Origin of the sequence: Nocardioides luteus (assembly GCF_000960475.2) — a bacterium.
In the GTDB taxonomy this organism is placed as follows: Bacteria; Actinomycetota; Actinomycetes; order Propionibacteriales; family Nocardioidaceae; genus Nocardioides; species Nocardioides luteus_A.
On record NZ_JZDQ02000022.1, the window covers coordinates 41,107 to 66,466 of the forward strand.

General features: G+C 69.4%; 26 protein-coding genes. 12 read left to right on the top strand and 14 right to left on the bottom strand.

The genetic code is table 11. From position 1 onward, the window contains the following. Nucleotide 1: 1 nt before the first annotated feature. On the bottom strand, nt 2-1,885 hold the full coding sequence (locus tag UG56_RS16150; protein ID WP_084101145.1) for an ABC transporter ATP-binding protein: 1,884 nt from the start codon (nt 1,883-1,885) through the stop codon (nt 2-4). A gap of 229 nt (nt 1,886-2,114) precedes the next feature. Here UG56_RS16150 and UG56_RS29040 point away from each other — a divergent pair, with 229 nt between their 5' ends. The 5 genes from UG56_RS29040 to UG56_RS16175 are packed head-to-tail and all read left to right on the top strand — an operon-like array spanning nt 2,115 to nt 6,280. Continuing rightward, a complete protein-coding gene (locus UG56_RS29040; RefSeq protein ID WP_052693743.1) occupies nt 2,115-3,701 on the top strand; it encodes an ATP-binding protein in 1,587 nt (528 codons plus the stop codon). Further along, nucleotides 3,691-4,077, top strand: coding sequence for a roadblock/LC7 domain-containing protein (locus UG56_RS16160; RefSeq protein WP_045549648.1), 387 nt, complete (start codon nt 3,691-3,693; stop codon nt 4,075-4,077). Before UG56_RS29040 ends, UG56_RS16160 begins: the two co-directional genes overlap by 11 nt. A 4-nt stretch (nt 4,078-4,081) precedes the next feature. Further along, complete coding sequence (locus tag UG56_RS16165; protein ID WP_045549649.1) at nt 4,082-4,438, top strand: DUF742 domain-containing protein; 357 nt, start codon at nt 4,082-4,084, stop codon at nt 4,436-4,438. Continuing rightward, nucleotides 4,419-5,006, top strand: coding sequence for a GTP-binding protein (locus tag UG56_RS16170; RefSeq protein ID WP_045549650.1), 588 nt, complete (start codon nt 4,419-4,421; stop codon nt 5,004-5,006). The genes UG56_RS16165 and UG56_RS16170 overlap by 20 nt, the downstream gene beginning before the upstream one ends. Nucleotides 5,007-5,038: 32 nt before the next feature. After that, nucleotides 5,039-6,280, top strand: coding sequence for a cytochrome P450 (locus UG56_RS16175; protein ID WP_052693745.1), 1,242 nt, complete (start codon nt 5,039-5,041; stop codon nt 6,278-6,280). A 3-nt stretch (nt 6,281-6,283) separates the two neighbouring features. Here UG56_RS16175 and abc-f read toward each other — a convergent pair whose 3' ends face one another. Beyond that, entirely contained in the window at nt 6,284-7,882 is a 1,599-nt protein-coding gene (gene abc-f / locus UG56_RS16180) for a ribosomal protection-like ABC-F family protein (RefSeq protein WP_008357082.1), read from the bottom strand. 63 nt (nt 7,883-7,945) lie between these two features. Between abc-f and ypfJ the strand changes: the two genes are divergently transcribed. Continuing rightward, on the top strand, nt 7,946-8,902 hold the full coding sequence (gene ypfJ / locus UG56_RS16185; protein WP_045549659.1) for a KPN_02809 family neutral zinc metallopeptidase: 957 nt from the start codon (nt 7,946-7,948) through the stop codon (nt 8,900-8,902). 117 nt (nt 8,903-9,019) lie between these two features. Here ypfJ and UG56_RS16190 read toward each other — a convergent pair whose 3' ends face one another. Further along, nucleotides 9,020-9,931 carry a phosphotransferase gene (locus UG56_RS16190; protein WP_045549651.1) on the bottom strand — a complete coding sequence of 304 codons (912 nt, stop codon included), beginning with the start codon at nt 9,929-9,931 and terminating at the stop codon, nt 9,020-9,022. 43 nt (nt 9,932-9,974) lie between these two features. Here UG56_RS16190 and UG56_RS16195 point away from each other — a divergent pair, with 43 nt between their 5' ends. Beyond that, the gene (locus UG56_RS16195) at nt 9,975-10,403 is read left to right on the top strand and encodes a hypothetical protein (protein WP_045549652.1); all 429 of its coding nucleotides are present in this window, start codon (nt 9,975-9,977) and stop codon (nt 10,401-10,403) included. 9 nt (nt 10,404-10,412) lie between these two features. On the opposite strand, the gene UG56_RS16200 is transcribed toward UG56_RS16195, so the two are convergent. The 8 genes from UG56_RS16200 to UG56_RS16235 form a co-directional block, all read right to left on the bottom strand. Then, entirely contained in the window at nt 10,413-11,027 is a 615-nt protein-coding gene (locus UG56_RS16200; RefSeq protein ID WP_045549653.1) for an acVLRF1 family peptidyl-tRNA hydrolase, read from the bottom strand. A 50-nt stretch (nt 11,028-11,077) separates the two neighbouring features. After that, nucleotides 11,078-11,848, bottom strand: a complete 771-nt coding sequence (locus UG56_RS16205; RefSeq protein ID WP_052693747.1) for an OmpA family protein — start codon at nt 11,846-11,848, stop codon at nt 11,078-11,080. Beyond that, nucleotides 11,845-12,777 (bottom strand): hypothetical protein, encoded by a 933-nt coding sequence (locus UG56_RS27975; RefSeq protein ID WP_071327135.1) that lies wholly within the window; start codon nt 12,775-12,777, stop codon nt 11,845-11,847. The genes UG56_RS16205 and UG56_RS27975 overlap by 4 nt, the downstream gene beginning before the upstream one ends. Nucleotides 12,778-13,006: 229 nt before the next feature. Continuing rightward, nucleotides 13,007-13,363, bottom strand: a complete 357-nt coding sequence (locus UG56_RS16215) for an MmcQ/YjbR family DNA-binding protein (RefSeq protein ID WP_045549654.1) — start codon at nt 13,361-13,363, stop codon at nt 13,007-13,009. Between the two features lie 10 nt (nt 13,364-13,373). Next, nucleotides 13,374-13,922 carry an ASCH domain-containing protein gene (locus tag UG56_RS16220; protein ID WP_045549655.1) on the bottom strand — a complete coding sequence of 183 codons (549 nt, stop codon included), beginning with the start codon at nt 13,920-13,922 and terminating at the stop codon, nt 13,374-13,376. 25 nt (nt 13,923-13,947) lie between these two features. Continuing rightward, nucleotides 13,948-14,793 (bottom strand): GNAT family N-acetyltransferase, encoded by an 846-nt coding sequence (locus UG56_RS16225; protein ID WP_143055068.1) that lies wholly within the window; start codon nt 14,791-14,793, stop codon nt 13,948-13,950. Between the two features lie 11 nt (nt 14,794-14,804). Further along, the gene (locus UG56_RS16230; RefSeq protein ID WP_045549949.1) at nt 14,805-15,443 is read right to left on the bottom strand and encodes a maleylpyruvate isomerase family mycothiol-dependent enzyme; all 639 of its coding nucleotides are present in this window, start codon (nt 15,441-15,443) and stop codon (nt 14,805-14,807) included. A gap of 12 nt (nt 15,444-15,455) precedes the next feature. Continuing rightward, nucleotides 15,456-16,724 (bottom strand): dicarboxylate/amino acid:cation symporter, encoded by a 1,269-nt coding sequence (locus UG56_RS16235; protein ID WP_045549950.1) that lies wholly within the window; start codon nt 16,722-16,724, stop codon nt 15,456-15,458. Nucleotides 16,725-17,039: 315 nt separating this feature from the next. Between UG56_RS16235 and UG56_RS16240 the strand changes: the two genes are divergently transcribed. Beyond that, on the top strand, nt 17,040-17,381 hold the full coding sequence (locus UG56_RS16240; RefSeq protein ID WP_052693797.1) for a WhiB family transcriptional regulator: 342 nt from the start codon (nt 17,040-17,042) through the stop codon (nt 17,379-17,381). 132 nt (nt 17,382-17,513) lie between these two features. Here UG56_RS16240 and ald read toward each other — a convergent pair whose 3' ends face one another. Next, entirely contained in the window at nt 17,514-18,629 is a 1,116-nt protein-coding gene (gene ald, locus UG56_RS16245) for an alanine dehydrogenase (protein ID WP_045549951.1), read from the bottom strand. Between the two features lie 68 nt (nt 18,630-18,697). On the opposite strand from ald, the gene UG56_RS16250 reads away from it, so the two are divergent. Continuing rightward, nucleotides 18,698-19,249, top strand: coding sequence for an Lrp/AsnC family transcriptional regulator (locus tag UG56_RS16250; RefSeq protein WP_084101149.1), 552 nt, complete (start codon nt 18,698-18,700; stop codon nt 19,247-19,249). On the opposite strand, the gene UG56_RS16255 is transcribed toward UG56_RS16250, so the two are convergent. Both UG56_RS16255 and UG56_RS16260 read right to left on the bottom strand, forming a co-directional pair. Next, nucleotides 19,197-20,468, bottom strand: coding sequence for a glycoside hydrolase family 32 protein (locus tag UG56_RS16255; protein ID WP_045549953.1), 1,272 nt, complete (start codon nt 20,466-20,468; stop codon nt 19,197-19,199). The genes UG56_RS16250 and UG56_RS16255 overlap by 53 nt on opposite strands. A 1-nt stretch (nt 20,469) precedes the next feature. Continuing rightward, nucleotides 20,470-21,822 (bottom strand): glycoside hydrolase family 172 protein, encoded by a 1,353-nt coding sequence (locus tag UG56_RS16260; RefSeq protein ID WP_045549954.1) that lies wholly within the window; start codon nt 21,820-21,822, stop codon nt 20,470-20,472. A 169-nt stretch (nt 21,823-21,991) separates the two neighbouring features. Between UG56_RS16260 and UG56_RS16265 the strand changes: the two genes are divergently transcribed. The 3 genes from UG56_RS16265 to UG56_RS16275 all read left to right on the top strand — a co-directional run bounded on the left by UG56_RS16265 (nt 21,992) and on the right by UG56_RS16275 (nt 25,360). Beyond that, nucleotides 21,992-22,999, top strand: a complete 1,008-nt coding sequence (locus tag UG56_RS16265; protein ID WP_045549955.1) for a LacI family DNA-binding transcriptional regulator — start codon at nt 21,992-21,994, stop codon at nt 22,997-22,999. Between the two features lie 102 nt (nt 23,000-23,101). Further along, nucleotides 23,102-24,415 carry an ABC transporter substrate-binding protein gene (locus UG56_RS16270; protein ID WP_045549956.1) on the top strand — a complete coding sequence of 438 codons (1,314 nt, stop codon included), beginning with the start codon at nt 23,102-23,104 and terminating at the stop codon, nt 24,413-24,415. 75 nt (nt 24,416-24,490) lie between these two features. Further along, nucleotides 24,491-25,360: a carbohydrate ABC transporter permease gene (locus UG56_RS16275; protein WP_045549957.1), complete on the top strand. Its 870-nt coding sequence runs from the start codon at nt 24,491-24,493 to the stop codon at nt 25,358-25,360.

The following is a 25,360-nucleotide window of genomic DNA, read 5'->3' on the forward strand; positions in this document are numbered from 1 at the left end:
CCTAGCGCCGGAACTGCGTCTCGTACAGCTCCGCGTAGAGCCCGCCGTCGGCGAGCAGCGACTCGTGGGTGCCGGACTCGACGACCCGGCCGGCCTCGATCACGAGGATGCGGTCCGCGGCTCGGATGGTGGAGAGCCGGTGGGCGATGACGATCGAGGTACGTCCCGCCAGCGCGGCGTCCAGGGCGGTCTGCACCGCGGCCTCGGACTCGGAGTCGAGGTGGGCGGTGGCCTCGTCGAGCACCACGATGTGGGGAGCCTTGAGCAGCAGCCGGGCGATCGCGAGCCGCTGACGCTCGCCGCCGGAGAGGCGGTAGCCGCGGTCACCGACGACGGTGTCGAGACCGTCCGGCAGGCCCTTGATGACCCCGGCGACCTGGGCCGCCTCCAGGGCCGCCCAGATCTCGTCGTCGGAGGCGCCGGGGCGGGCGTAGAGCAGGTTGCCGCGCACGGTGTCGTGGAACATGTGGGCGTCCTGGGTGACGTAGCCGACCGCGGCCTCGAGCGACTCCAGGGTCACGTCGCGGACGTCGAGACCACCGACCTCGACCGCGCCGGAGCGTACGTCGTAGAGCCGCGCGATCAGGTGGGTGATCGTCGACTTCCCGGCGCCCGAAGGGCCGACCAGGGCGACCATCTCACCCGGTTCGGCCACGAAGTCGATGTCGGAGAGCACCTCGCGCACCTCGCGGCTCTCCGGCCTCGCGATCGTCTCCAGGGAGGCGAGCGAGACCTCGTCGGCACGCGGGTAGGTGAAGGCGACGTGACGGAACCGCACCGACGCGGCGTCCGCCGGCACCTCGGCAGCGTCCGGCTTCTCCTTGATCAGCGAAGGCAGGTCGAGGACCTCGAAGACGCGGTCGAAGCTGACCAGCGCGGTCATCACGTCGATGCGTACGTTGGAGAGCGCCTGCAGCGGCCCCAGCAGCCTCACCAGCAACAGACCGAGCGCGGTCAGGGTGCCGAGCGTGACGTCGCCACGGATGACCAGCCAGCCGCCGAAGCCGTAGACCAGGGCGGTGGCCAGCGCCGGGACCATCTGCATCGTCGCCCCGAACAGGCGGGTCAGCAGCGCGATCCGGATCCCCAGGCGGCGTACGACGTCGGCACGCTGCGCGAACGCGGCGTCCTCCTCCTCGCGGCGGCCGAAGAGCTTGAGCAGCAGGGCGCCGCCGACGTTGAACCGCTCGGTCATCGTGGTGGCCAGCGCCGCGTTGCCGTCCATCTGCTCGCGGGTCAGGCCGGCCAGCCGGCGCCCCACCCAGCGCGAGGTCAGGAACAGGATCGGGAACAGCGCGACGCACATCAGCGTCACCTGCCACGACAGCACGAGCATCGCTGCGCCGACCACGACGAGGGAGATCATGTTGGAGACGCTGTTGGACAGCGTCGAGGTGAAGGCCCGTTGCGCGCCGAGCACGTCGGTGTTGAGCCGGCTCACCAACGCACCGGTCTGCGCCCGGGTGAAGAAGGCCAGCGACTGTCGCTGGACGTGCCCGAAGACCTGGGTGCGGAGGTCGAAGATGAGACCCTCGCCGATGCGTGTGGAGAGCCATCCGGAGACGATCCCGAATCCCATGTCGATCACGGCCACCAGTGCCATCGCCGCGGCCACCCAGATGACCACCGAGAGGTCCTTCTGGAGCACCCCGTCGTCGATGAGTCGCTGGGTCAGCAGCGGGGTCACCACCACGATCGCCGCGTCGAAGACGGTGAACAGCAGGAAGGCGGTGATCAGCGCGCGGTGGGGCCTCGCGTAGGAGACGACGCGCTTCAGGGTGCCCTTCGGCAACCCGCGCTGGAGAACCGTACGGTCGGCGCGCAGGTTGCGCATGATCCCGCCGCCGCCCATCGCCCCGCCGGACGCACCGAAGCCTGGACCCATTTGTGACACCCCGTCACCTTAGTCGCCCGGTCACGTACGGCTGCGCCTAGGATGCACCGTCGAAATATGGTCAAAATCACCCGGATCAGGTGACCAAGCGCTCTGTTGGTGGTATGAAGTGGAGCGCGTGTGTGCGCCGGTCTCCGGGGGCTGGATCAGGTTTCGTCCAAACCGCCCGGAACCCGCGGGTCCATGCCCTGACTGCTCGCCCCCACACCAGGTGCCCCACATGACCCGACCATTCCTGGTCCGGCTCCACCGAGCCGGTCCATGGTTCTGCAGTACCGCGATCCTCCTCTTCGTCGCCCTCTCCCCCGTCATCTTCGTCACCGCCTCCGGCGACGAGTGGCTCTGGCGCTGGCTCCTCGCCGGCGTACCGGTCGTCGCGCTCACCCTCTGGCTCACCGCGATGGCCTACGACCGCACCCCGGCCGAGGCGTCAGCCCGGTCGGCCGAGAAGTCGGGTACGCCGGCCGAAGCGTCAGCTACGTCGGCCGACTTGGCATCGACTGACGCGTCGAACGACGCAAGTGACGTTTCGGCCGTCGTAGGTGACGGCTCAGCCGACGCAAGTGACGCCTCGGCCGACGTGCCTGACGGCTCGGCCGACGTACGTGACAGCTCGGCCGACGTAGCCGACGCCTCGGCAGGGGTGGACGGGCGGCGCGGGGAGGCCGGGATGCGGGTGGCGGTGCTGTCGCTGTCTCGCAAAGTGCAGGCGTCGGCGCACCGGATCCAGGAGGAGTCGACGCGGATGGTGGCCAAGTTCCCGGCCGAGCCGGATGTGCTCGAGGCGGGGATGCGGGTCGACCACGCGGCGGCGCAGCAGGCGCGGCTGGCGCAGAGCATCGCCACGCTGTGCGGGGAGCAGCCCGGACAGCACTGGCGTGACCCGCTCGCGATCGCGGACGTCGTACGCGGCGCGGCCGGCCGGATCACCGCCTACCGCCGGGTCCGGGTGGAGGGCGACCCGCCGGTCGCGGTCCAGGGCGCCCACGTCGAGCCGCTGATCCACCTCGTCGCCGAGCTCCTCGCCAACGCGACCCAGTCCTCGCCGCCGGCGACGGAGGTGCTGGTCACGATCCGTTCCGTACGCCGCGGGGCGGCCCTCGAGATCGACGACGCGGGCGTCGGCATGGACGAGACCAACCTGGCCTGGATGCGGGAGATCGCCTCCGGCACCCGGCAGGTGCGCCTGCAGGACCTCGGCGAGATACCGCAGACCGGCCTCGCGGTGGTCGGCACCTACGTACGCCGCCACGGTTTCCGCGTGGACCTGACCGAGTCGGTCCACGGCGGCCTGCGGGTCGCCGTCCTCGTGCCCGAGGCGATGACGACCCCGCTGACCCCGGCCGTGCCCGCGCCGGTCGGGCCGCGTACGCCGCCCTCGATCCCGGTCCCGCCCTCGACCCCGGTTCCTGCCTCGCTCCTGGCCCAGGCTCCGAAGGCACCGCCCGCCTCGACGACGCCGGCCTGGCCGGTCCACAACGCCGCCAAGGCACCCGATCCGATTCCCGGGCGTAACGAGCCTTCGTTGTTCACCTCCGACGGCCTGCCGCAGCGCCGTTCGAAGCGCGGCCAGCGTTTCGCGACCGGCCATCAGCAGGCCGTGAGCCAGCCCATCCCGGCGCGCCCAGAGCCGACCGCCGAGCAGGCCGGCGCGTGGATGAGCAGCTTCCTCAGCACCCCGGCCACCCCGGCGACCGGCACCACCATCCCACCCGTCAACGACCGCCAGAACGACCGCCAGAACGACCGCACCACCGCGGAGACCGATGCCGCACCCGAGAACCACTGGAGGAACCATGACCGATGAGAACAGCTGGATGCTGGAGCTGGTCGCGGGAGTACGCGGCGTACGTCATGTCGTGGTCCTCTCCGCCGACGGCCTCGTCCGGGTCCGCACGAGCCACACGCCGCGCGAGGAGGCCGACAAGCTCGCCGCGGCGTGCGCCGGCCTGACCTCGCTCGGCCACGGGATCAGCCGCCAGTTCGGCGTCGACGCCCATCCTCGGCAAGTGATGGTCGAGTTCAACGGCGGCTTCCTGTTCATCCGTGGCGCCGGCGACGGCTCCCGCCTCGCGGTGGTCACCGAGATGAGCATCGACCCGGCGCTGGTCGCCCAGCAGATGCAGGCGACCGTCCTGATGATCGGGGAGCGCGCGATGAGCACCCCGAGGCGCTCGTTCTGAGTCGATGCCCGGCGCCCGCGAAGACGACTACGTCGACCACCCGATCCGGTCCTACGTCCGGACGGGCGGCCGTGCCCGGCCGACCCACCGGCTGACGCCGGCGACGCTGCTGATCGGCCACACCGACCCGGCTTCCACGTCGGTGGGCCGGCAGGAGCGCGAGGTCCTCTCCCAGTGCCTCGGCGTGATCTCGATGGCCGAGATCGCCGTCCATCTCGGCCAGCCGGTCAGCGTCCTCGCGGTGATCGCCTCGGACATGATCGACGCCGGCCTGATCGGCGTACGCCCCGACAGCGACACCGCCACCGGCCCCTCCCGCGAAACCCTTCAGAAGGTCCTGCATGCTCTCAACCACCTCTGACGACAACCACTACCTGGCCCCCACCGTCGTCGAGTCGGTCAAGATCCTGGTGGTCGGCTCCTTCGGGGTCGGCAAGACCACGCTGATCGGCTCGGTCAGCGAGATCGACCCGCTCCGCACCGAGGAGACGATCACCGAGGCCAGCGAGGGGATCGACGCGGTCGATTCCACCCCGGAGAAGACGACCACCACGGTCGCGATGGACTTCGGCCGGATCACCCTGACCGACGAGATCGCGCTCTACCTGTTCGGCACCCCCGGCCAGCGCCGCTTCTGGGACCTGTGGTCCGGCCTCGCCGAGGGCGCCGCCGGCGCCCTGGTCCTGGTCGACACCCGGCGTCTCGAGGACTCCTTCGAGGTGCTGGACCAGCTCGAGACACGTACGTCCCTGCCGTTCGTGGTCGCCATCAACCAGTTCCCGGGCGCGCCGAACTACGAGCCCGAGCAGATCCGCACGGCGCTCGACCTCGACGACGAGACGCCGATCGTGGTGTGCAACGCCAAGAACCGCAACGCCTGCGTCCGCGCGCTCGCCGCTCTCGTGCGCCACGCCCTGAAGACGCACTGATCCGCCATCGACCGATGAAAACAGGCCACCCGATGACCCCGATGACCCCCACCCGCACCGTACGTCTCGCCGACCTCACCGATCTCGTCCATGCGCCCGACACCGTCGGCCCGCGGGCGCGGGAGGTGCACGCACGGCTCCGGGCCGAGTGGGGTCCGGTGGCCCCGGGCGAGCTCTCCCCCGGCGTACGCGTCTGGTTCGCGATGGGCTATGCCGAGTTCAGCGAGGTCATCCGCAACGAGGAGGTCTTCTCCCGCAACGGCGACAACTGGAGCGCGGTGCAGGAGGGCAAGATCCTGCCGGACATGCCGATCTACCCGTTCGTGACCACGCGGCAGAACTCCTTCCACAACGACGGCGAGCTCCGCCGGCGGCTGCGTTCGCCCGTGGACCGAGCCCTCTCCCGAGTCGACGAGCACGGCTACGCCGCCCAGGTACGCGGCATCTGCAACGACCTCGTCGACGACATGCTCGAGCGGGGTGAGGCCGACCTGGTCCAGGACTACGCCGTGCTGATCCCGCTGCTCTCGGTCGCGGCGATGTTCGGCATGGGCCAGGAGGTCGGCGACTCCATGCGCAAGGCGGCCCACAAGGTCCTCGGCGGTGGTCAGCTCGCCCAGGAGGGGGTCATCGAGCTCGCCGTCGAGATCGTCGACCACATCGCCAAGCGCCGCAGGGAACCCCAGGACGACCTCACCTCCCACCTGATCGACGACCCCGGCCTGTGGGACGACAACGAGGTCATGGAGGCGATGATCGTGATGATCATCGCCGGCAACGAGCTGACGATCGCGACGATCACCCAGACGCTGCTGCTGATGCTCTCCGACGAGCGGTTCGCCGGCCGGTTGCGCGGCGGGCGGCTCGACGTCGACCAGGCGATCGAGGAGGTGATGTGGCGCGACCCGCCCTGCTACAACATCACCCCGCGCTTCGCGCTGCGCGACGTCGAGCTCGGCGGTCAGCTGATCCGCAAGGGTGACGCCGTGGTGCCGTGCATCGCGGCCGCCAACCTCGACCCGGTGATGACCGGCGACGACCCCTGGCTCGAGATCGGCAACCGCGCCCACATGTCGTGGAGCGCCGGCCCGCACGCCTGCCCGGCCATGCGGCCGGGCACGATCATCGTCCAGGCAGCCGTACGCACCGTCCTGGAGCGCCTCCCCGAGGTCACCCTCGCGGTGCCGGCCGACCGGGTCGAGCGCAACACCGACTCGCTCTCCTACCGCTACCCGACCTCGATGCCGGTCAGGTTCGTCCGCACCCTGACCTGAGGCTCAGGCGAGCGAGACCAGGTCGGCGTACTCCTCGTTCCACAGGTCCTCGACACCGTCGGGGAGGATGAGCACCTTGTCCGGCTCCAGCGCGTGCACGGCGCCCTCGTCGTGGGTGACCAGCACGATCGCGCCCTCGTAGCGGCGGATCGCGTTGAGCACCTCCTCACGGGAGGCCGGGTCGAGGTTGTTGGTCGGCTCGTCGAGCAGCAGCACGTTGGCCGCGGAGACGACCAGGGAGGCCAGCGCCAGCCGGGTCTTCTCGCCACCGGAGAGCACCCCCGCGGGCTTGTGCACGTCGTCACCCGTGAAGAGGAACGCACCGAGCACGGTGCGCGCCTCGGTGTCGGTCAGCTGCGGCGCCGCGGACTGCATGTTCTCCAGCACCGACCGCTTGGTGTCGAGCGTCTCGTGCTCCTGGGCGTAGTAGCCGATCTTGAGGCCGTGACCAGGCACGACGCGACCGGTGTCGGGCTCGTCGACGCCGGCCAGGATGCGCAGCATGGTGGTCTTGCCGGCGCCGTTGAGCCCCAGGATGACCACGCGGGTCCCCCGGTCGATGGCCAGGTCGACGGCGGTGAAGACCTCCAGGGCGCCGTAGGACTTGGAGAGGTCGTTGGCGGTGAGCGGGGTCTTGCCGGACGGCGCGGGCGAGGGGAACTTGATCGCGGCGACCTTCTCCTGCTGCCGCTCCCCCTCGACGCCCTCCATCAGCTTCTCGGCGCGCTTGAGCATCTGCTGCGCGGCGGTCGCCTTGGTGGCCTTGGCGCGCATCTTGTTGGCCTGGTCGGTGAGCGTCTTGGCCTTGTTCTGCGCGTTCATCAGCTCACGCTTACGCCGGGCCTCGTCGGTCTCGCGCTGGGTGAGGTACTGCTTCCACGGCATGTTGTAGATGTCGATCACCTCGCGGTTGGCGTCGAGGTGGAAGACCTTGTTGACCGTCTGGGCGAGCAGGTCGTTGTCGTGGGAGATCACGATGAAGCCGCCCTTGTAGGACTTCATCCAGTCACGCAGCCAGATGATCGAGTCGGCGTCGAGGTGGTTGGTCGGCTCGTCGAGGATCAGCACCTCGGCGGAGGAGAACAGGATGCGCGCGAGCTCCACCCGGCGGCGCTGACCACCGGAGAGGGTCTTCAGCGGCTGGGTCATGATCCGGTCGGGGATGCCGAGCGACTGGGCGATCTGCAGGGCCTCGGTCTCGGCCGCGTAGCCACCGCCGGCGTCGAGCTCGTCGTGGGCGCGCTGGTAGCGCTTCATCGCCTTCTCGCGCACGTTCGGGTCGTCCGACCCCATCTCTTCTTCGGCGATCCGCATGCGGCGTACGGCATCGTCGAGCCCACGCGCGGACAGGATGCGGTCCTTGGCGATCACCTCGGGGTCGCCGACCCGCGGGTCCTGGGGCAGGTAGCCGATCTCACCGGTGTTGGACACCGTTCCCGAGGCAGGCAGATGGTCGCCGGCGAGCACCTTCGTCAGGGTCGTCTTCCCGGCGCCGTTGCGGCCTACGAGCCCGACCTTGTCGCCGGGGCCGACTCGGAAAGTGACGTTCTCCATCAAAAGTCTGGCGCCGACGCGGACTTCTAGGTCATGGGCAGTGATCATTACCGTCACTAGTGTATGGGCGGGGCACTCGGCTCCACACATCACCACCTCCAGGGGGACAAGATGCGGTTCAACCCGAAGGCCAGACTCGACACCAGCCGGACGTCCGGCGGCGGTGGCGGTGGCGGGTTCGGCGGCGGAGGTGGCGCCCGCATCCCGATCCCCGGTGGCAAGGCGAGCGGCGGGATCGGCACCGTCATCGTGCTGCTGATCTTCTTCCTCATCACCCAGTGCACCGGCGTCGGACCCCAGGTCCTCGGCGACGGCAGCGGCTCGACGTCGGTCGGCACCGGCACCTTCGGCGGCCTCCAGGCGGCCGACGGCGGCGAGACCGGCGACTTCGGCTCCTGCAAGACCGGCGAGGACGCCAACAACGACGAGAACTGCGCGTTCGTCGCTCTGGAGAACTCGCTGACCGGCTACTGGGACTCCCAGCCCGACCTCGCCGGCCGGTTCCAGCCCGAGCAGTCCGTGGTGATCTTCGCCGACCAGGTCCAGACCGGTGGCTGCGGCTCCGCGTCGAGCGCGGTCGGGCCGTTCTACTGCCCCTCCGACCAGACCATCTACCTCGACCCGACCTTCTTCGACTCCATCTTCGAGCAGCTCGGCGGCAAGGACACCACCTTCGTACGCGCCTACGTGCTCGCCCACGAGTACGGCCACCACATCCAGAACCTGCTCGGCACCATGGGCCAGGTCCGCACCCAGCAGGGCCCCGACTCCGACGCCGTCCGCCTGGAGCTGCAGGCCGACTGCTACGCCGGGATGTGGACCGCCGCCGCCGAGGGCGACGGGTTCATCGTGGACATCACCGACCAGGACATCTCCGAGGGCATCTCCGCCGCCAAGACCGTCGGCGACGACCACATCCAGGCAAAGACCACCGGCCGCGTGGACACCTCGCAGTACACCCACGGCTCCTCCGAGCAGCGGATCGCCTGGTTCCAGAAGGGCATGACCACCCCCGACTCCATCGCGGGCTGCGACACGTTCAAGGCGCGGGATCTCGACCGGCCGTAGAGGTGGGAGGGATACCCGGTGAACCGGGTATCCCTGCACTTCTCAGGCATTGCAACACCTGAGAAGTGCAGGAATCGCCTGAGCCGTGTTGCGGATGTGACCCCTGGGGCCGAGAGCTCACATCTCGAGCAGCGCCTCCACCAGCGGCGCCTGCTTCTGCAGCGTCCGCAGATGCGGCGCGACGGCCGGATGGCGGAACTTCGCGAGCAGCGGGCCCTCGCCCGGCGTGACCCGGCTCAGCGCCCACTCGGCCCGGCTCAGCGCGGTGTAGACCGCACTGATCTGGGCACCGAGGGTCGCCTCCTCGCGGGTCGCGATGCCGGGCGGCAACCCCAGGACGTACGCCTCCAGCAGCGGCTCGAACGACTCCCGGGCGTGCAGCAGGTAGAGCCCGAGGTCGCCGCCGACCGGACCATGACCGAGGCTCGACCAGTCGATCGCGATCAGCCGTTCGCCGTCCTCGGTGCGGCCGAGGAGGTTCTGCGGCGCGGGGTCGCCGTGCTGGGCGACCTGGGGAAGCTGGTCGAGGAGGTCGGTGAAGCGACCGCGGCGCTCCCACAGGGTGTGGGCGATGTCCGCGGCGGTCGTACGCATCATGGTCGGCCAGCCGCCGTTGTACTCCACCCGGGCGATCCGGTCGCGGAACTGGTCGCGCGCCAGCCAGCGCGCCTCGCCGAGGTCCGCGCCGGCGAAGCGACCCATCGACAGGGCCGCGAAGAGTCCTGAGTTGGCGGCGTCCTCGACCCAGTCGGTGGTCAGCGTGATGCCCTCGTCGTCCTCGGCGACGCTCGTGCGGGGACCGATCATGCCCGGAGTGTCGTCGACCAGGCCGGTGGCGGCGACGTCGGCGGCCCGCCGCCAGTAGGCGAAGTGTCGCCGGCGGCTCAGCTCCGCCGGATCGTACGCCCCGGGCTCTCCGAGCCGCTTGACCACGACCGGCTCCTCGCCCACAGCCGTGCGCCAGACCCCCAGCGTGGAGGGTCCGGTGCCTCCGGGAAGGACGAGCCACCCGGGGTCGGGCTGCCACATACGAATGACGGTATCCCAGGGAGTCGGGATATCGTGGCAATCGATGTCCGAGACTGACTACTGCGAGCTGTGTGACCTGCCGAAGTCACAGTGCATCCACGGGCGGCCCCCGGCCCCGCCGGCTCCGACTCCGGTGAAGAAGGCGACCACCCGGGTGCGCAAGACCACGACGAGCGCCGCGGCCTCGGCCCCGAAGGTCGTCACCAAGTCCGCTCCCCGCAAGTGGACCCCGCCGGCCGCCTTCGCGCCGCTCATCCTCGAGATCCTGGAGGCCGCGGGCGGCTCGATGTCCGCCGACGCCGTCCTCGACGAGCTCGAGAGCCAGCTGGCCGACCAGCTCCTCGCCGGCGACTTCGAGACCACTCCGGAGGGCGAGCTCCGCTGGCGCTACGCGGCGCGACGCGCCCGCCAGAAGCTCCTCACCGAGGGCCTGATGACCAAGGGCGCGCCAGGGGTCTGGCAGCTTCCCTGACCTCGGGCCTCACCCGTCGGCGTTGAGGACCTCGATCCGCACCTTCTGGGCGTCCTCGATGGCCTGGTCGAGCACCGCGCGGTTGGGGTCCTGGACCGGGAGCCACGGCCCGGCGACGGTGAGCGCCTGGAGGCGTCGGTCCTCGAGCACGTCGTCGACGCCACCGTGGTCACCGCCCGTGACGAGGGGTCCGGTGAGCCCCTCGAGGATCCTGGCCGCGTGCTCGGCGGCCGCCTCGTAGGCCGCACTGGCCTGGTTGGCCCGGCGCCGTGCGAAGCGCTGCTGGCTCCAGCCGCCGGCCTTGGTCTTCCCCTGGACGTGCCGCCGCCCGATCTTGTGATCGGCGATCTCGCTGCCGCTCAGCCGGGCGATCGCAAAACCGCCCTTGCGCACCAGCAGGATGCCCCACTCCTGCGGCGCCGCCGAGGCACTGATGAACGCCTCGATCTCGGCCGGCCCGGCGTACGACTTCTCGAACGGCAGCGCCGCGATGAACGAGGAGCCGTCGGCGGCTGCGCCGGTCAGGGCACCGGAGTCGACCGCGAGCCGGGTCTCGCCGTGGCGGGCGGCGAAGTTGTCGACCCAGCGCTGGATCCGAGCGACCGGGACGGCAACGTTGGGCATGGCCGTACGTTACCGTCCCGGTCGACACGGAGCCGATCAGTTCGTCCGGATCAGTTGGTGATGACGAACTCGACGCGTCGGTTGCGCGCGTCCGGCTTGCCAGGGACGATCGGGCGGGTCTCGCCGTAGCCCTTCGAGGAGAGCCGGTCGGCCTCGACCCCCAGGCTCACCAAGGTGTCCAGGACCCGCTTGGCCCGGCGTTCGCTCAGGTCCTGGGTGTGCGCGAGCATCCCGGTGATGTCGGCGTGACCTTCGATCCGTACCGTGACGTCCGGATGGTCGGTCAGCGTCGCCGCCAGCGCCTTGACCACACCGAGCCCGGCGCTGGTCAGTACGTCGCTGTTGTGCTCGAAGCCGATCGACCGGAACCTGTCCAGCTCGGCCTGCGCCGCCTCGCGCTGCTCTGCGGCCGGGGTCGGCGACGCTTCCGCGGTGGGCTCCTCCGACACCGACGGCTCGGGCTCCGCGGTCGCCTCGGCCTCGTCGGCCTCGTCGGCCTCGTCGGGATCGGTGGCGCTTGCGTCCTCACCGGTGACCGCACCGTCCGGGCCGAAGGCCTGGACGACGCGTACGCCGCTGACGTCCTCGACGAGCGCACCGGCCTCGACCGCAGCGCCCTCGGTCTTCGCGGTGACCTCGCCGTCGCGCCCGGTGAAGGCGACCTCCACGTCGTCGAGCCCGGCCTCGGACAGGGCGGCGGCCGCCTTGTCGGCCAGCTTGTCCTCGACCCGCTCGCGGAAGACCGTGTCCTGGACCGCGGTGAGCCCGCCGAGCAGGACCACGCCGACGATCACGGGCAGGACGATGCGGCGCAGCTTCATGCCTTCGCCCCGGAGGCGTCGTCCTCGGCGGCTTCGACAGCGGCGACCTCGGCCGCGTCCTCGGCCAGCGCCTCGGCCTTGTCCTCGGCGTCGGTGATCTCGTCGACGTCAGCGAAGTCGACCTTCTCGTTGAACTTCACGCTGCGGTCCTGACCGCCGACCAGATAGTCCTGGTACTCCTTCAGCCCGTCCTCGTCACCATCGGCGAGGAACTGCGCCTGGCGCGCCCACGAGCTCGCCGACGGCGCGAACCGCACGCCCTCCGCCTTGATCGCCGCGCGGAGCTCGTCCTCCGTGGCGCTGGCGACACTGGCGTACGTCGCATAGCCCTGGGCCTTCAGCGCGGCGTCGATCTTCGGGCCGATGCCCTCGATCCGCTTGAGGTCCTGCGGCTCCTGCTCCTGCTGCGCCGCCTCACGCGCGACGGACTCCGCCTCGGCGACGACCGCGGCCTCGGCCGTGACCTCGGGCTCGACCTCGGCCGTGGCCTCGACCTCGGGCTCGACCTGGGTCGCCGGCTCGGACTCCGGCTCGGGCTCCGGCTCGGTCTCCGGCTCGGTCTCCGGCTCGATCTCGGTCTCCGGCTCGGACGCGGCCGTGTCCTCCGACTCGGCTCGGGCAACGGGGACCGCAGCGGCCTCGACCTCGGCCTCGACCTCGGACTCGACCTCGGACTCGACCTCGGACTCGACCTCGGACTCGACCTCGGACTCGACCTCGGACTCGACCTCGGACACAGCCTCGGACACAGCCTCGGGCTCGCCCTCGGACTCCGAGGTGGTGTCGACCTTCGGCGCCGCGATGTCCGCCGACTCCTCGACGACGGCGGTGCGCTTGCTGCGGCGGCCCCAGATCAGCCAGCCGACGAGCAGTCCGATCGCGAACGCGACCAGGATGAATACCAAGCTCTGGGCGATGAACCAGCCCATGAGGAACCTCCAGATGACTTGCGGTGTGTGAGAGAGAACCGGCCTCTGGCACCGAACGACGGGCGCGCTGGAACGGACCACCGCAAGTCGCCCCGCAGACCGCCGAACTCGGCCGAACGCGCGGACGCTCCCACATATCCGCATGGCAGGGAAAGACCCGCCACGCGATGGCTACCGATCCGTTGCCGAACTGTCGCTCAGACCAGGACGAACAGCCACGAGAACACCCTCACAGCCCGCGCACCAGGCGTTCCGGCGCGATGTGCCGATAGGCGTCCTCACAGACCTCGGCGACCTCGGACCAGTCGACGTCACCATCGAGCCGCATACCGATCCAGCCCCGCCCACCGACGTAGGGAGGGACGAAGAAGCGCTCGGGATCGGCACCGACCACCTCGTCCTGCACCCCCGCGGCAGCGGCCGCCCACAGATGCGGCTCGTCGCGCCCGTGATGCCCGTGCGGCCACAGCATCACGAACTGCTTCCTCACGAAGAACCCCGGTGCACCATGGCTGACCCGCTCAGCACTCTCCGGGAACCGGAGACAGATCTCCCGGACCCGGTCGGTCAGCTGCTGCGGTGTCACTCGGGCTCGTTCACTCAGGCTTGGGCCAGATGAGCTCGAAGCGCTCCAGGACGACGGGCATGTCCTCGGCGAAACCGCGGTCGTGACCGGCCTCCTCGGAGAAGAAGCGGCGATGGACCTCGCGCCAGTGCTCCAGGGTGCCGTCGCCCTCCCCCTCGGCCCGAGCGTGCTCCTCGGAGACCTCGTCGAAGGGCACCACGTCGACCGCGGTCGTCACGACGAGAGCCCGCGGGTGCCCGTCGCCGTCGAGCACGATCCCCAGGGTGCCGACGGTCGGGATCGGCTCCTCGGCGGCCTCGTAGTCCCACAGGGCCGAGGCGGTCGCCGTCTTCACACCCTCGAGGACGAGCTCGAGGAGCTCGTTGGACTGCTCCGGCGTACCGCCGAAGGCCCAGGCCGGCGGCTGCAGCGCCTCCAGCGGCGACGCGCCGAAGTAACCAGGTGCGGCGCTGAGGTGGGCATGGTGCTTCACGTCCTCCCAGAACGCGGCGACCTCAGCCTCCTGCTGCGAGTCGGAGACAGGTGCTTCAGGCGCAGGGGTCACGGCGTCGTCGCTCATAGGCGACACTCAATCACAGTTGGCGCTAGCCGTGCCGGGACTCCACGGAGGTACGCGGCGCGGCGGATCGTGCCGTCACCAGCCGGCCCTCGACGTGCCAGCCGAGGCCGGCGTAGAGCGGCTCGCCCATCTCGCTGGCGACCAGGAGGCCGCGGACCGCGCCGGCCTCGCGAGCGGCCGAGGCGAGCAGGCTCATCACCGCGCCGCCGAGACCGCGGCGTCGGTGGTCGGGGTCGGTCTGGATGCGGTCGGCGACGGCGTCGGCGCCGATGACGGCGATCGTTCCGCCTGCCGCCGTGGTCTCACCCGAGCGGACGGTCACCGTGATGATGCCGCCGTCGCGCTCCACCTCGGCGCGGTAGCCCTCCGGAAGCTCCCGGACCTCGTGCGTGGCGAGGTCGATCGACATCAGCGCCTCCTCGGCCTCGTTGGGGGTCAGGCCGCCCTCGAGGAACCACGGACGTACGCCGGCGGGCGACTCGGTCACCACCGACAACCATGCCTCGGGCGTGGCCCGCACCGCGTCGACGAGCCCGGCGAGCGTGTCCGCCTCGTCGGTCGCCACCCACTCGACGCTCCGTCCCGGCTCCCCCACCTCGACGCGTACGCCGCCGGCCACCGCGGCGGGCCGCGGCAAGCCCCGCGCGTAGGCCCAGCCCCGGGCCCACCGGGAGACCGTGTCCGGGAGATCAGCGGCATCGGCGGCCGCGGCGAGGGCGGCCTGACGGCCGCGGTACCACTCGCTCAGGACCGTCATGACCAGCATCACGAAGGCCAGCGCGATGGCGCGAAGGTCCAGTGACACGAACCCGACGACCGTCAGCGCAACCGCGACGACGTACCCGAACCACATCCGCCGAGGAGCCTCCACGCCGACCGACCCTACCCGGCCCGGCCGACCCGCTCCCGCAGCGTCGCCACCCCCGGCCCGTCCAGATCCGCCAGCGCGACCGCACGACCGGAGAGCGCCATCGCCAGCGCCTCGCTGGGACCGGAGACCTCCGCTCCCTCGCCCCACGACCAGTCCTGGTCGCTCGCGCGCAGCGCGAGCCCGTCGAGCCGGCCGGCCGGAACCACCCCGAGCGAGGCCTGCTTGGTGGGCAGCCAGTCGAGCACCGCACGCCAGTCCTCGAGCGGGACGTCGGTGTCGAGCCCGAGCGGCCGGGCGCAGTCGCGCAGGTGGATGCAGTGGTCGGTGAACTGGCCCATCGGGCCGACGCCGGGCGCCGGCACCCGCTTCCCGGCGTACGTCCTGAGCAGACCGGTCAGCTCCGCGACCGGCCGCCGCGCCTGCTCCTCGGCGATCGCGGCGGAGGCGCGGTCGATGGAGCCGCCGGCCCGCAACGTACGCCACAGCAGCCGTCCGATCCCGACCGAGAACGGCATCGCGCTGTGCCCCAGCACCTCCCTCACCGTCCAGGCCGAGCAGAGGCTCGGCGTCTCCAGCTGTGACTCGTCGAGGCCGTCGAAGAAGTCGGCGAGCAGGCGGCGGTTGGCTGCGGTGCGGGCGGCTACGTCCATGCCGCCATCGTGTCAGGCCGCGGCCTCCTCCGGGACCGGCTCGACGGCCGACTTCGTCCCGGCGTAGACGTCCCGGTCGATCTCACCGGCACCGTGGGCGACCAGCAGCGCGACCATGGTGTCGCCGTTGACGTTGAGGAACGTACGCAGGATCCCGGTGAACCAGTCGACGGCGATCAGCAGCCCGGCGGCCTCGATGGGCAGGTCCAGCGACGTGGCCAGGAAGATCGCGACGACCGGGAACCCGCCGGGCACCGTGATCGTGCCGATGTTGAGCAGCACCGCGAGCGCCATGCCGAGAGCGATGTCTCCGGGCGAGAGCGAGACGCCGGAGGCCTGGGCGATGAAGAGCACCACGATCGTGTAGTTGAGGACCGCGCCGCACGAGCCCATCGTCATCCCCAGGCAGAGGGTGAAGTCGGCGACCCGCTTCGAGATCCCGAACTTCTCGACCGCGTTCTTCAGCACCGTCGGGAAGGTGACCGCCGAGGAGGTCGTGGTGACGGCCACGACGGTCTGCTCGGCGAGCTTGGCCGGCATGAGCAGCGGGTTGAGCCGGGTGACGGCGACGACCACGACCAGGTAGAGAGCGGAGATGATCACCACCCCGGCCAGGGTCGCGCCGAGGTAGGCGAGGGCGGTGGTGACCACCGCGAAGCCGACGCGGCCGGCGAGATCCGCGAGGAGGCAGAAGACCCCGATCGGGGCCAGCAGCATGACGTACCTGATCATCAGCAGGACGATCGCCTGGACCTGCTCGAAGAACGGGAGCACCACGGTCGGGCCGTTCACGGCGGTGTAGCGGTTGAGCGCGAGGCCGAAGAGCAGGGCGAAGACGATGATCGGCACCATCGCGCCGGTGGCCATCGCCTCGACCACGTTGGTCGACACGAAGCCGGTCACCGTCTGCTGCCACCCGACCGCGGTCTCCGCGGCCGAGTCGGTCAGCGCCGGGTCGAGCGCGCCGTCGTAGCGCATCCCCGTGCCCGGCTGGATCAGCTCCGCGAGCCCCCAGCCGACGAAGGCGGCGACCACCGCGAAGCCCAGCATCCAGCCGAAGGTCGCACCCGCCATCCTGCCCGCCCCGGCACCGGTCATCGCGCCCGTCGCGACGATCACCGACGAGGCCACCAGCGGGACGATCGACATCTGGATCAGCCGGATGAAGATGTCACCGACGAACTTGAGGTTCGCCGCCCACTCCCCCACCACCAGGCCGAAGACGATGCCGGCGATCGCGCCGACGAGGATCAGGACGGCTGGGGACTTCAGGACCTTCATCGGGTCTCCTCCTACGTCGGGGACGGCGGTCTCCCGGACGCTAACGAGGCCGCGTACGCCACGGGTTAAGCCGCCGTCACCGGCACGTTTCCGCCGACAAACCAGTGGTAGGGCGCAGGGCGGGATGAATACCATGGTTGTCATGCGCGAGACGACGATCTGCAAGACCCCGGGCCGGCCGGTCCTGGGCGTGGATTTTGTGCGCACGGAGCCGCATCAGGCGTAGGTGCTCAGTCGCACCCACCAGGGCCGCTCCGATCGACGGGGGCGGCCCTTTCTCATGTCCAGCAGCAGCATCACCAGGAGGTGAACGAGATGGAGATCATCACACTTTTCGGAGACGGCAACAGCTCCAAGACCTATGAGCTGACGCTGAAGCACCCGACTCCCCAGACCGACGAGTGGGCCTGCGTGGGCGAGGACCCGGAGCTCTTTCACCCCGACGACCTCGCCCAGCTCGCCGAAGCCCAGGAGGTCTGCGCGGACTGCCCGATGCGCCAGACCTGCCTCGATCTCGGCGTCGCCCGCCGGGAGTGGGGCGTGTGGGGCGGTGTCCTGCTGGAGAGCGGCAGACCCCGGGACACTCCCAGGATCGCCGGGAGAAAGCCCTACAAGCGCAGCCAGGAAGCGATCGCTCGCGCCCGCAGGATCGCCTGAAGCACCGGGCGCGTCACGCCGAGTCGGCTCATCGTGACCAGAAATGCCGCCGAGTCGGCTCGTCATGACGAGCCGACTCGGCAGGTTTGGACGTCAGAACGCGCCGACTCGGCCTCAGACCGGTCAGGCCAGTCAGGCCAGGACGGTCTCCAGCGCGACCGCGTCGATCCCGACCGCCTCGCCCACCGGGGCGTTGGTCAGCTCGCCGGCGTGGGTGTTGAGACCCTTGGCGAGCGCGGCATCGTCGCGCAGGGCCTGGGCCCAGCCCTTGTTGGCCAGCGCGACCGCGTACGGCATGGTCGCATTCGTCAACGCATAGGTCGAGGTGTTCGGCACCGCACCCGGCATGTTCGCCACGCAGTAGAACGTGGAGTTGTGGACCTGATAGGTCGGCTCCGCATGGGTGGTGGCGTGGGAGTCCTCGAAACACCCACCCTGATCGATCGCGATATCGACCAGCACCGAACCCGGCTTCATCCGCGAGACCAGATCGTTGGAGACCAGCTTCGGCGCCGCCGCGCCGGGGATCAGCACGGCGCCGATGACCAGGTCGGCCTGCAGCACCTGCTCCTCGAGCGCGAGCTTGTTCGACGCCAGCCCGTGGACCTGGTTGGAGTAGCGCCAAAACGACATCCGCAGCTTCTCCAGGTCGGTGTCCAGCAGAGTGACATCCGCGCCCATCCCGAGCGCGATGTTGGCGGCGTTCTGGCCGGAGACACCCGCACCGATGATCACCACCTTGGCGTTGGCCACACCACCGACACCACCCATCAGGGTGCCCCGGCCACCCTGGGCCTTGAGGAGGTTGTAGGCACCCACCTGCGGCGCCAGACACCCGGCCACCTCCGACATCGGGTACAGCAACGGCAGCGCCCGGTTGGCCAGCTCGACCGTCTCATACGCGATCGCGGTGACCTTCTTCGCCAACAACTCCTGCGTCAACGGCTTGTCCGCGGCCAGGTGAAGGTAAGTGAACAGGGTCAGGCCTTCCCGCAGACGGTGGTACTCCTCCGCCACGGGCTCCTTGACCTTCAGGACCATCTCGGCGTTGCCCCAGGTCTCATCGGCGTCGCCCAGGATCTTGGCGCCCACCGCGGCATACTCGCCATCCGAGATCGAGGAGCCGACACCGGCGCCGGCCTCGACGAAGACCTCGTGGCCGTTGGCCACCAGCTCGTGAACACCCGAGGGGGTGATCGCCACCCGGTACTCGTGGTTCTTGACTTCCTTGGGAACGCCGATTCTCATGGCACAACTGTGGACATGATGTTCGGTTCAGCGCCATAGATTCGCTGATAATTCTCTAGGATCGGTGTATGACATCGCGATCTTCGGAATCCCGCCCGATCCGCGCGGGCCGATCGAACAATGTTCGGGCACCGCGCAGCGGGTTGGAGCGGCGGACGGTCGAGCGTCCGCCGCTGGACGACATCGATCACATCCTGCTGGCGGAGCTCTCGATCGATGCCCGGATCCCGAACAACGCACTCGCGGCGAAGGCCGGCATCGCGCCCTCGACCTGTCTGACGCGGATCCGAGCGCTGCGCGAGCGCGGCGTGATCCGCGGCTTTCACGCCGACATCGACCCCGCTCTGGCCGGCCGGCCGCTCCAGGCGATGGTGGCCGTACGGATCCAGCCGAACGCCAGGAGCAGGCTCGACCCGTTCCTCTGGGATCTCTCGGAGCTGCCGGGGGTGCTCAACGCCTTCCTGCTCGGCGGCACCTACGACTTCTTCGTCCACGTCGCCGCACCGGACTCCACAGCGCTCAACGACTTCGTGGTCGAGCACCTGAGCAGCAACCCGGATGTCGCCCTCACCGAGACGAGCCTGATCTTCCAGCACGCCCGCTCGCCACGGTTCGCGTAAGCGTCCACGTGCGGGACTCGCCCTGGGTCGGCATGATCTGCCGAACCGGCTCGATCGCGCCTCCGAGCAGACCGTCCACGGAGGCGATCTCGATGACAGGGCCGTCGACGACGACGCGTACCGATCCCTGGGTCCACGGCATCTGCACGCTCTTCTGGCCCGGACGATCGAGCCGGAGGATGCCGTCGCGGACCGACACGACGGCACTCTCCGCCTCCTGGGACCTGAGGACCAGGAGGTCCCCGTCAGGCGCCGGATCCCACAGCATGTCGAAGGTGCTGTCGGCCGTCCCACCCGGCCCGCGGCGACCGTTCACGTCCGGGTGGGGCTCCGCGACCAGCCGGTCCCCGTGGACCGAGAGGACGTACGGAAGGCTCAGGCAGCTGGCCCAGCCTTCGGCAGGATCGCTGACCCCGCGCATCCAGAACATCAGGCACGGGCGCCCCTCCCGGTCGCGGAAGAACGACGGTGCGTAGTAGCTGTCACCGAAGCTGAGCTGACCCCACGAGTCCGCCTCGAAGCGCCCCTCGACGAGCTGCCCGATCCCGTAGCCCGCATGGTGGAGGACGTCGTCGTCCCAGATCGAGCTGACCATGATCCAGCGGCCCTCGATCTCGAAGAACTGGGGGCACTCCCACAGGGCGCCCGTCCAGACCGGCTCGGTCTCGCCGGTCGACCGCGACACCGCCACACCGTCGTAGTCCCAGTGCTCGAGGTCGGCCGAGGTGTAGGTGAGCGCCATGGCGAGACCGACGCTGTCGGCGGCGCCCACGAACATCCGCCAGCCCTCGCCGTCGCGCATCACGAACGGGTCCCGGTAGGCGATCAGGTCGAGGCCGGCCGGGGCCTCGATCAGTACGTCGCCCTTGGCCCAGGTCGTCCAGGAGTCGTCCTCGGGCGTGGCCACCCTGATCCGGCCGATGCCGATGCCGGGCTGGACCACCGAGGTGTAGAGGATGCGCGTCGATCCGTCGTCGTGGCGGACCAGGCTTCCGGTCCAGATGCCGTCGTCGCCCTCGCCCGGCGCGAGCGCGACCGGGCGATGCTCCCAGGCGAGCAGGTCGCCACCGACGGCGTGCCCCCAGTGGCAGTTCGGCGCCCAGACCGTGCTGTTCGGGACGTACTGGTGGAAGAGGTGGTAGACGCCGTCGTGGAACGTGATGCCGTGCGGGTCGTTGATCCAGCCGGACGCCGCGGTGAAGTGGAGGATCGGTCGCACGTCAGTTCCGCCCGTCGTACTCGCGCCGGATCTGACGAGCCTGATCGCGGTTGCCCTGCTCCCAGGCGTCGACCTCGAGCCGGCGCTCCTCACGGAGCGCGTCCCGTCTGGAGACGAACGCCGCCATCCTCTCCGCCGCGGCTTCGCGGGCCGCGCGCTGGTCGGCGTTCAGCGGCGGGAGCGGAGCCTCGATGACGCGATCGACCGGTCGGAGCGGAAGCCGGTCCTCGACCTCCGGCACCGTCAGAGTCGGCGACGGGAGCGTCTGGTACCAGTACGCCGTCGAGGACCAGTCGTCGGAGAGGTGGTTCCCGTGGCCGTGCTCGAAGGTCACCTTGATCCGCTTCTCGAACCGGATCGGGTCGACGAGGTGGAAGCGATAGCTGTGGTGGAACCCGGGCACGTCCTCCTCGTGCACGATCGTCCCGTTGAAGTTGTACGCGTTGTGCTGCATGCCCCACGCGTGACCGAAGTAGTCCTCCATGCCGGTGCCGTGGAGGCTCGGGGGCCAGGTGTCGTCGTCGATGAAGATCATGTCGTCGCCCTCCCCCCACCACGACCCCTGGAAGTGGCGCACCGCGACGTTGCAGCCCACGTAGTGACCCCGGCCGGTGGTCTCGAGCGCGACATAGTTGTCGGCGCCGGTGAGGTTCGGGATGGTCGTCTCGATGCTGTTCGCCTGAAGGTCCGGACCCCAGCCCACGTTGGGCAACGAGCGCCGCCAGTGAGCGTGGAAGTACACGGTGTCGTCGGGCAGCGGGTCCGGCGAGAGCTCGTAGTCGATGTAGAAGTACTGCAGGTAGGGAATGTCGTTCTGGTTCTCGACGACCACCCGGGCACGGTGCGCGAACGGCATCCGGAAGTAGCTGTTGAACGCGGCGCTGCCGCCGAACGTGTGCAGCTCGGCCTCCTTCGCCGACACCGAGAGAGGCAGGGAGTCATAGCTGCCGCTGAGCGAGTTCATCAACCCGAAGAAGTCGCCGAGCGGCGCGATCACGCTCGGCGTCTCCTGGTCGTCCCAGTAGATCTTGAGCAGGATCTTCCGGTAGTAGTCGGGATCCACGACCTCCCAGCTGACGCCGAGCGCGTTGTGGATCTCGAGCATCGGCACGCCGACCACCTCGGGGGCGATCTGTCCTGGTCCGGGCTGGATCCTGCAGGACTGCGTCATCCAGATATGGGTGATCGCCCCTGGGCCCTCGATGTCCGCAAGAGTCCGCTCCTCTCCGGGCATCACGATCCAGTTGTCGCGATTGCGGCCGGTCTGGTCGAAGCTCGAGGCCCGCGCGCTGCGCCCCGGACGTGCGCGGGTGAGATCGCCGAGGAGGCCGCTGGAGGTGGATGGCGCACTCATGGTTGTCCTTTCACTGCGTCCGGGTGGGGCCCGAACGTCATCGAAACGTTTGCGTCTAGCGAGTGGATGCTAGAGCCAGTCGCGCATCCGGCGCAATGGGCGCTAACCTGCAAAATCCCGGATGCCATCCGAGTGCAGCCGGACAGGAAAACGATTGATTGGGGAACGAATGGCTACGATCGTCGAGGTCGCGCGACTTGCCGGCGTGTCCACATCGACGGTGTCGCACGTGCTCAACGACACGCGCAACGTCGAGCCGAGCACCCGCGCCAAGGTGATGGCCGCGATCGAGAAGACCGGCTATCGCCAGGACGCCGTCGCACGCGCCATGCGCCGCGCGCGCACCGACAGCATCGGGCTGGTCGTCTCCGATGCCGGCGAACCCGCCTTCGCCGAGATGGTCCACGGCGTCGAGCACGCCGCGGCAGCCCGGGGACTGACCCTGGTGCTCGCCAACTCCGCCGAGGACCCCGTACGAGAGGAACGTGCCGTCAACACGCTGCTGTCGCGCCGCGTCGACGGGCTGATCATCGCGCGGTGCGCCGCGTCGAGCGCCGCCGTCTCCTCGCGCCTCGAGTCCGAATCACCTCGCCCGGTGGTGCTGCTGGACCGGGTCTTCGACAACTCGCCCCACGACCAGGTGGGCGCCGACAACCGCGAGTCGATGCGCAGACTCGTCGAGCACCTGCAGGCGGCCGGCCACCGCCGATTCCTCCTCGTCGCAGGAGACCAGCGCGTTCCCACGCTCGTCGAGCGCTTCCGCGGGTTCCGCGACGCGATCCGCGACGCAGATCTGCCACAGCAGGTCGTGGTGGACGCGGTCGACATGGCAGAGGTACGAGAGAAGGTCGCCGCAGCGCTCGAGCAGGGCGACGCCACCTGCGTGATCGCATCGAGCACACCCCTCGCGGTCGCGACGCTCGAGTGTCTCCGCGACGCCGGCCTGACCACGCCCGAGCAGATCGCGTTCGCAGCCTTCGACGGCTTCAGCCACTCCGACCTCTTCCGCCCGACCATCACGACGGTTCGACAGCCCGCGTTCGAGATGGGTGCGGCAGCGGTCTCGCTGCTGATCGACCGGCTGGGCGCGCCGGATGCGAGCCCACGCACCCTTCGGCTCAACCAGACACTGGAGCTTCGCGAGTCCAGCGAGAACTACCGGCCGGGAGTTTCTTGACAGCGTGTGACGGGCGCCACTAGATTCGCAATCGATTCGCGCAAACGTTTCGATCCACAGCCGGATTTCGAGCCTCGGGCACCGCCAACAGAAGGACACACCATGCCTGGCCAGAACCTCTCCTGGTCCCGCCGTCTCCGCCGCCCCGTCGGCGCGGGACTTGCGGTGACCGCGATCCTGTCTCTCGCGGCCTGCTCGAGCGATGCAGGCGAGGGCGGGAAGACAACGATCACGCTCTCGATGCAGAACGCCGATGTGAAGAGCGCCGACCCGGCCACCTGGGCCATCGTCGAGGCCTTCGAGGAGGCCAATCCCGACGTCGACGTGGAGGTCAGCGGTCAGCCCGTCGCCGAGCACCTCCAGTCACTATCCATCGCCGCCCAGAGCGACACCCTCCCCGACGTCTTCTGGGTCTACAAGGCCAACGCCGAGGAGATGCTCGAGGGCGACCGCCTCATGGACCTCTCCCCCGTGCTGGACGAGACGGGCATCCTCGAGCGGCTGCCGGACAGCACGGTCGCGAACTACACCGCCGACGGGAAGGTCTTCGGCGCTCCCTACCAGGGACTGCTCACCGGACTGTGGGTCAACAACAAGATCCTCGCCGACAATGGCCTGTCGATGCCGAAGACCTTCGACGACCTGCTCGAGGTCGCACGTACGCTCGACGCCAAGGGGGTGGTCACCATCTCCGACGGCGCCAGCCAGTCCGCCTTCAGCGTGTGGCAGTTCCTCGTCTGGCTCGACCGCTTCGGCTTCCAGGACAAGGCCGACGGACTCCTCGACGGCTCCGAGAAGTGGGACAACCCCGACTTCATCCGGATGTACGAGCACATCGCCGAGCTACGCGATGCCGGAGCGTTCTCCTCGAACGTGTCGACCCAGACCTACCAGCAGGCTGTCGACCAGTTCCTCCAGGGCAAGGCCGCGTTCCTGGACTCGGGCGTGTGGGCGGCAAGCGCCATCCAGGAGTCCGAGGTGGCACCAGACGCCGACTTCTGGCGCGGACCGGAGTTCTCCGACGGCACCGGCGAGCAGAACATCGTCATGAACGTCGCGTCCGCGCCACTCGTGGTGGCCAAGAAGGTGGCCGAGGACGATGCCAAGCTCGACGCCGTCAAGGAGTTCCTGGAGTTCTACTACAGCGACGAGGGCCAGCAGATCCTGGTCGACAACGGACAGCCCCCGGTGACGGACTACGAGCCGAAGCTCGACCCGGTCAAGCAGAGCGTGCTCAAGACAGCCATCGACGAGACGCGCGAGGACGGCGTCACCAGCCCCGAGAGCCAGCCCGACCTGCTGTTCCCGGTGGACGTGTCCAACGCGATCTACGACAGCATCTACGGCGTCATCCAGGACCAGCTGAGCCCGTCCGAGGCGGCAGCGCTGGTGCAGAAGGCGCTCGACAACCAGTGACTCTCGTGGGTGTGCCGTCGGCGGCACACCCACACCACACCGGCCTTTCGAACTACTGCGAAGCGAGCATCACCCATGGTCTGGGTCAGTTCCCCGTGGAAGATCGCACTGATGGTCTTCCCCGCCTTCATCCTCTTCACGGCATTCTTCGTCTACCCCATCGTGTACGCCGGCGGATACAGCCTCACCGACGCCGCCGGGTTCAGCGGTGCCGACTTCATCGGGCTCGACAACTACCTCGCGCTGGTCGATGACCCCTTCTTCCGGCGCTCGGTCAGCAACACCCTGCTCATCCTCGTGTTGAGCGTGACGTTCCTGGTCCCGGCCTCGTTCGGGCTCGCGCTCCTGATGCAGCAGCGCGTCCGTGCCGCAGGTGCGTTGCGGGCGCTCCTCTTCGGTCCCGCGATCGTCGCTCCGATCCTGGTCGGGCTCGTCTGGGTGTTCATCCTCGATCCCCGGGTGGGTCTGCTCAACCACCTCGTGGAGCCGCTCGGGATCCCGCCCGTGCAGTGGATCGGCGGCGACTCCCTCACGCCGTACTCGATCGCCGTCGTGTTCATCTGGGCGAGCGTCGGGTTCGCGATGACGATCTTCTACGCCGGCCTGCAGCTGTTGCCGCGCGAGGTGATGGAGGCCAGCTCCCTCGACGGGGCCAGCAGATGGCAGCAGCTGCGCTTCGTCACCGTCCCGATGATGCGCGAGACGATCGGGATCGTCTCGCTGCTGCTGATCACCAACGTGTTCAAGATCTTCGAGCTGGTCTACATGCTCACCGGGGGCGGCCCGGTGCACAGCTCGGAGACCCTGGTCAGCTACATGTACTTCGTCACCTTCACCGATCAGCGCTACGGCTCCGGCATGGCGATCGCGATGGTGGTGTTCGTCATCGGCGCGATCACCTCGCTCGCCTACCTCGCCCTCTCCCGCCGCGGACGGCTCGCATGA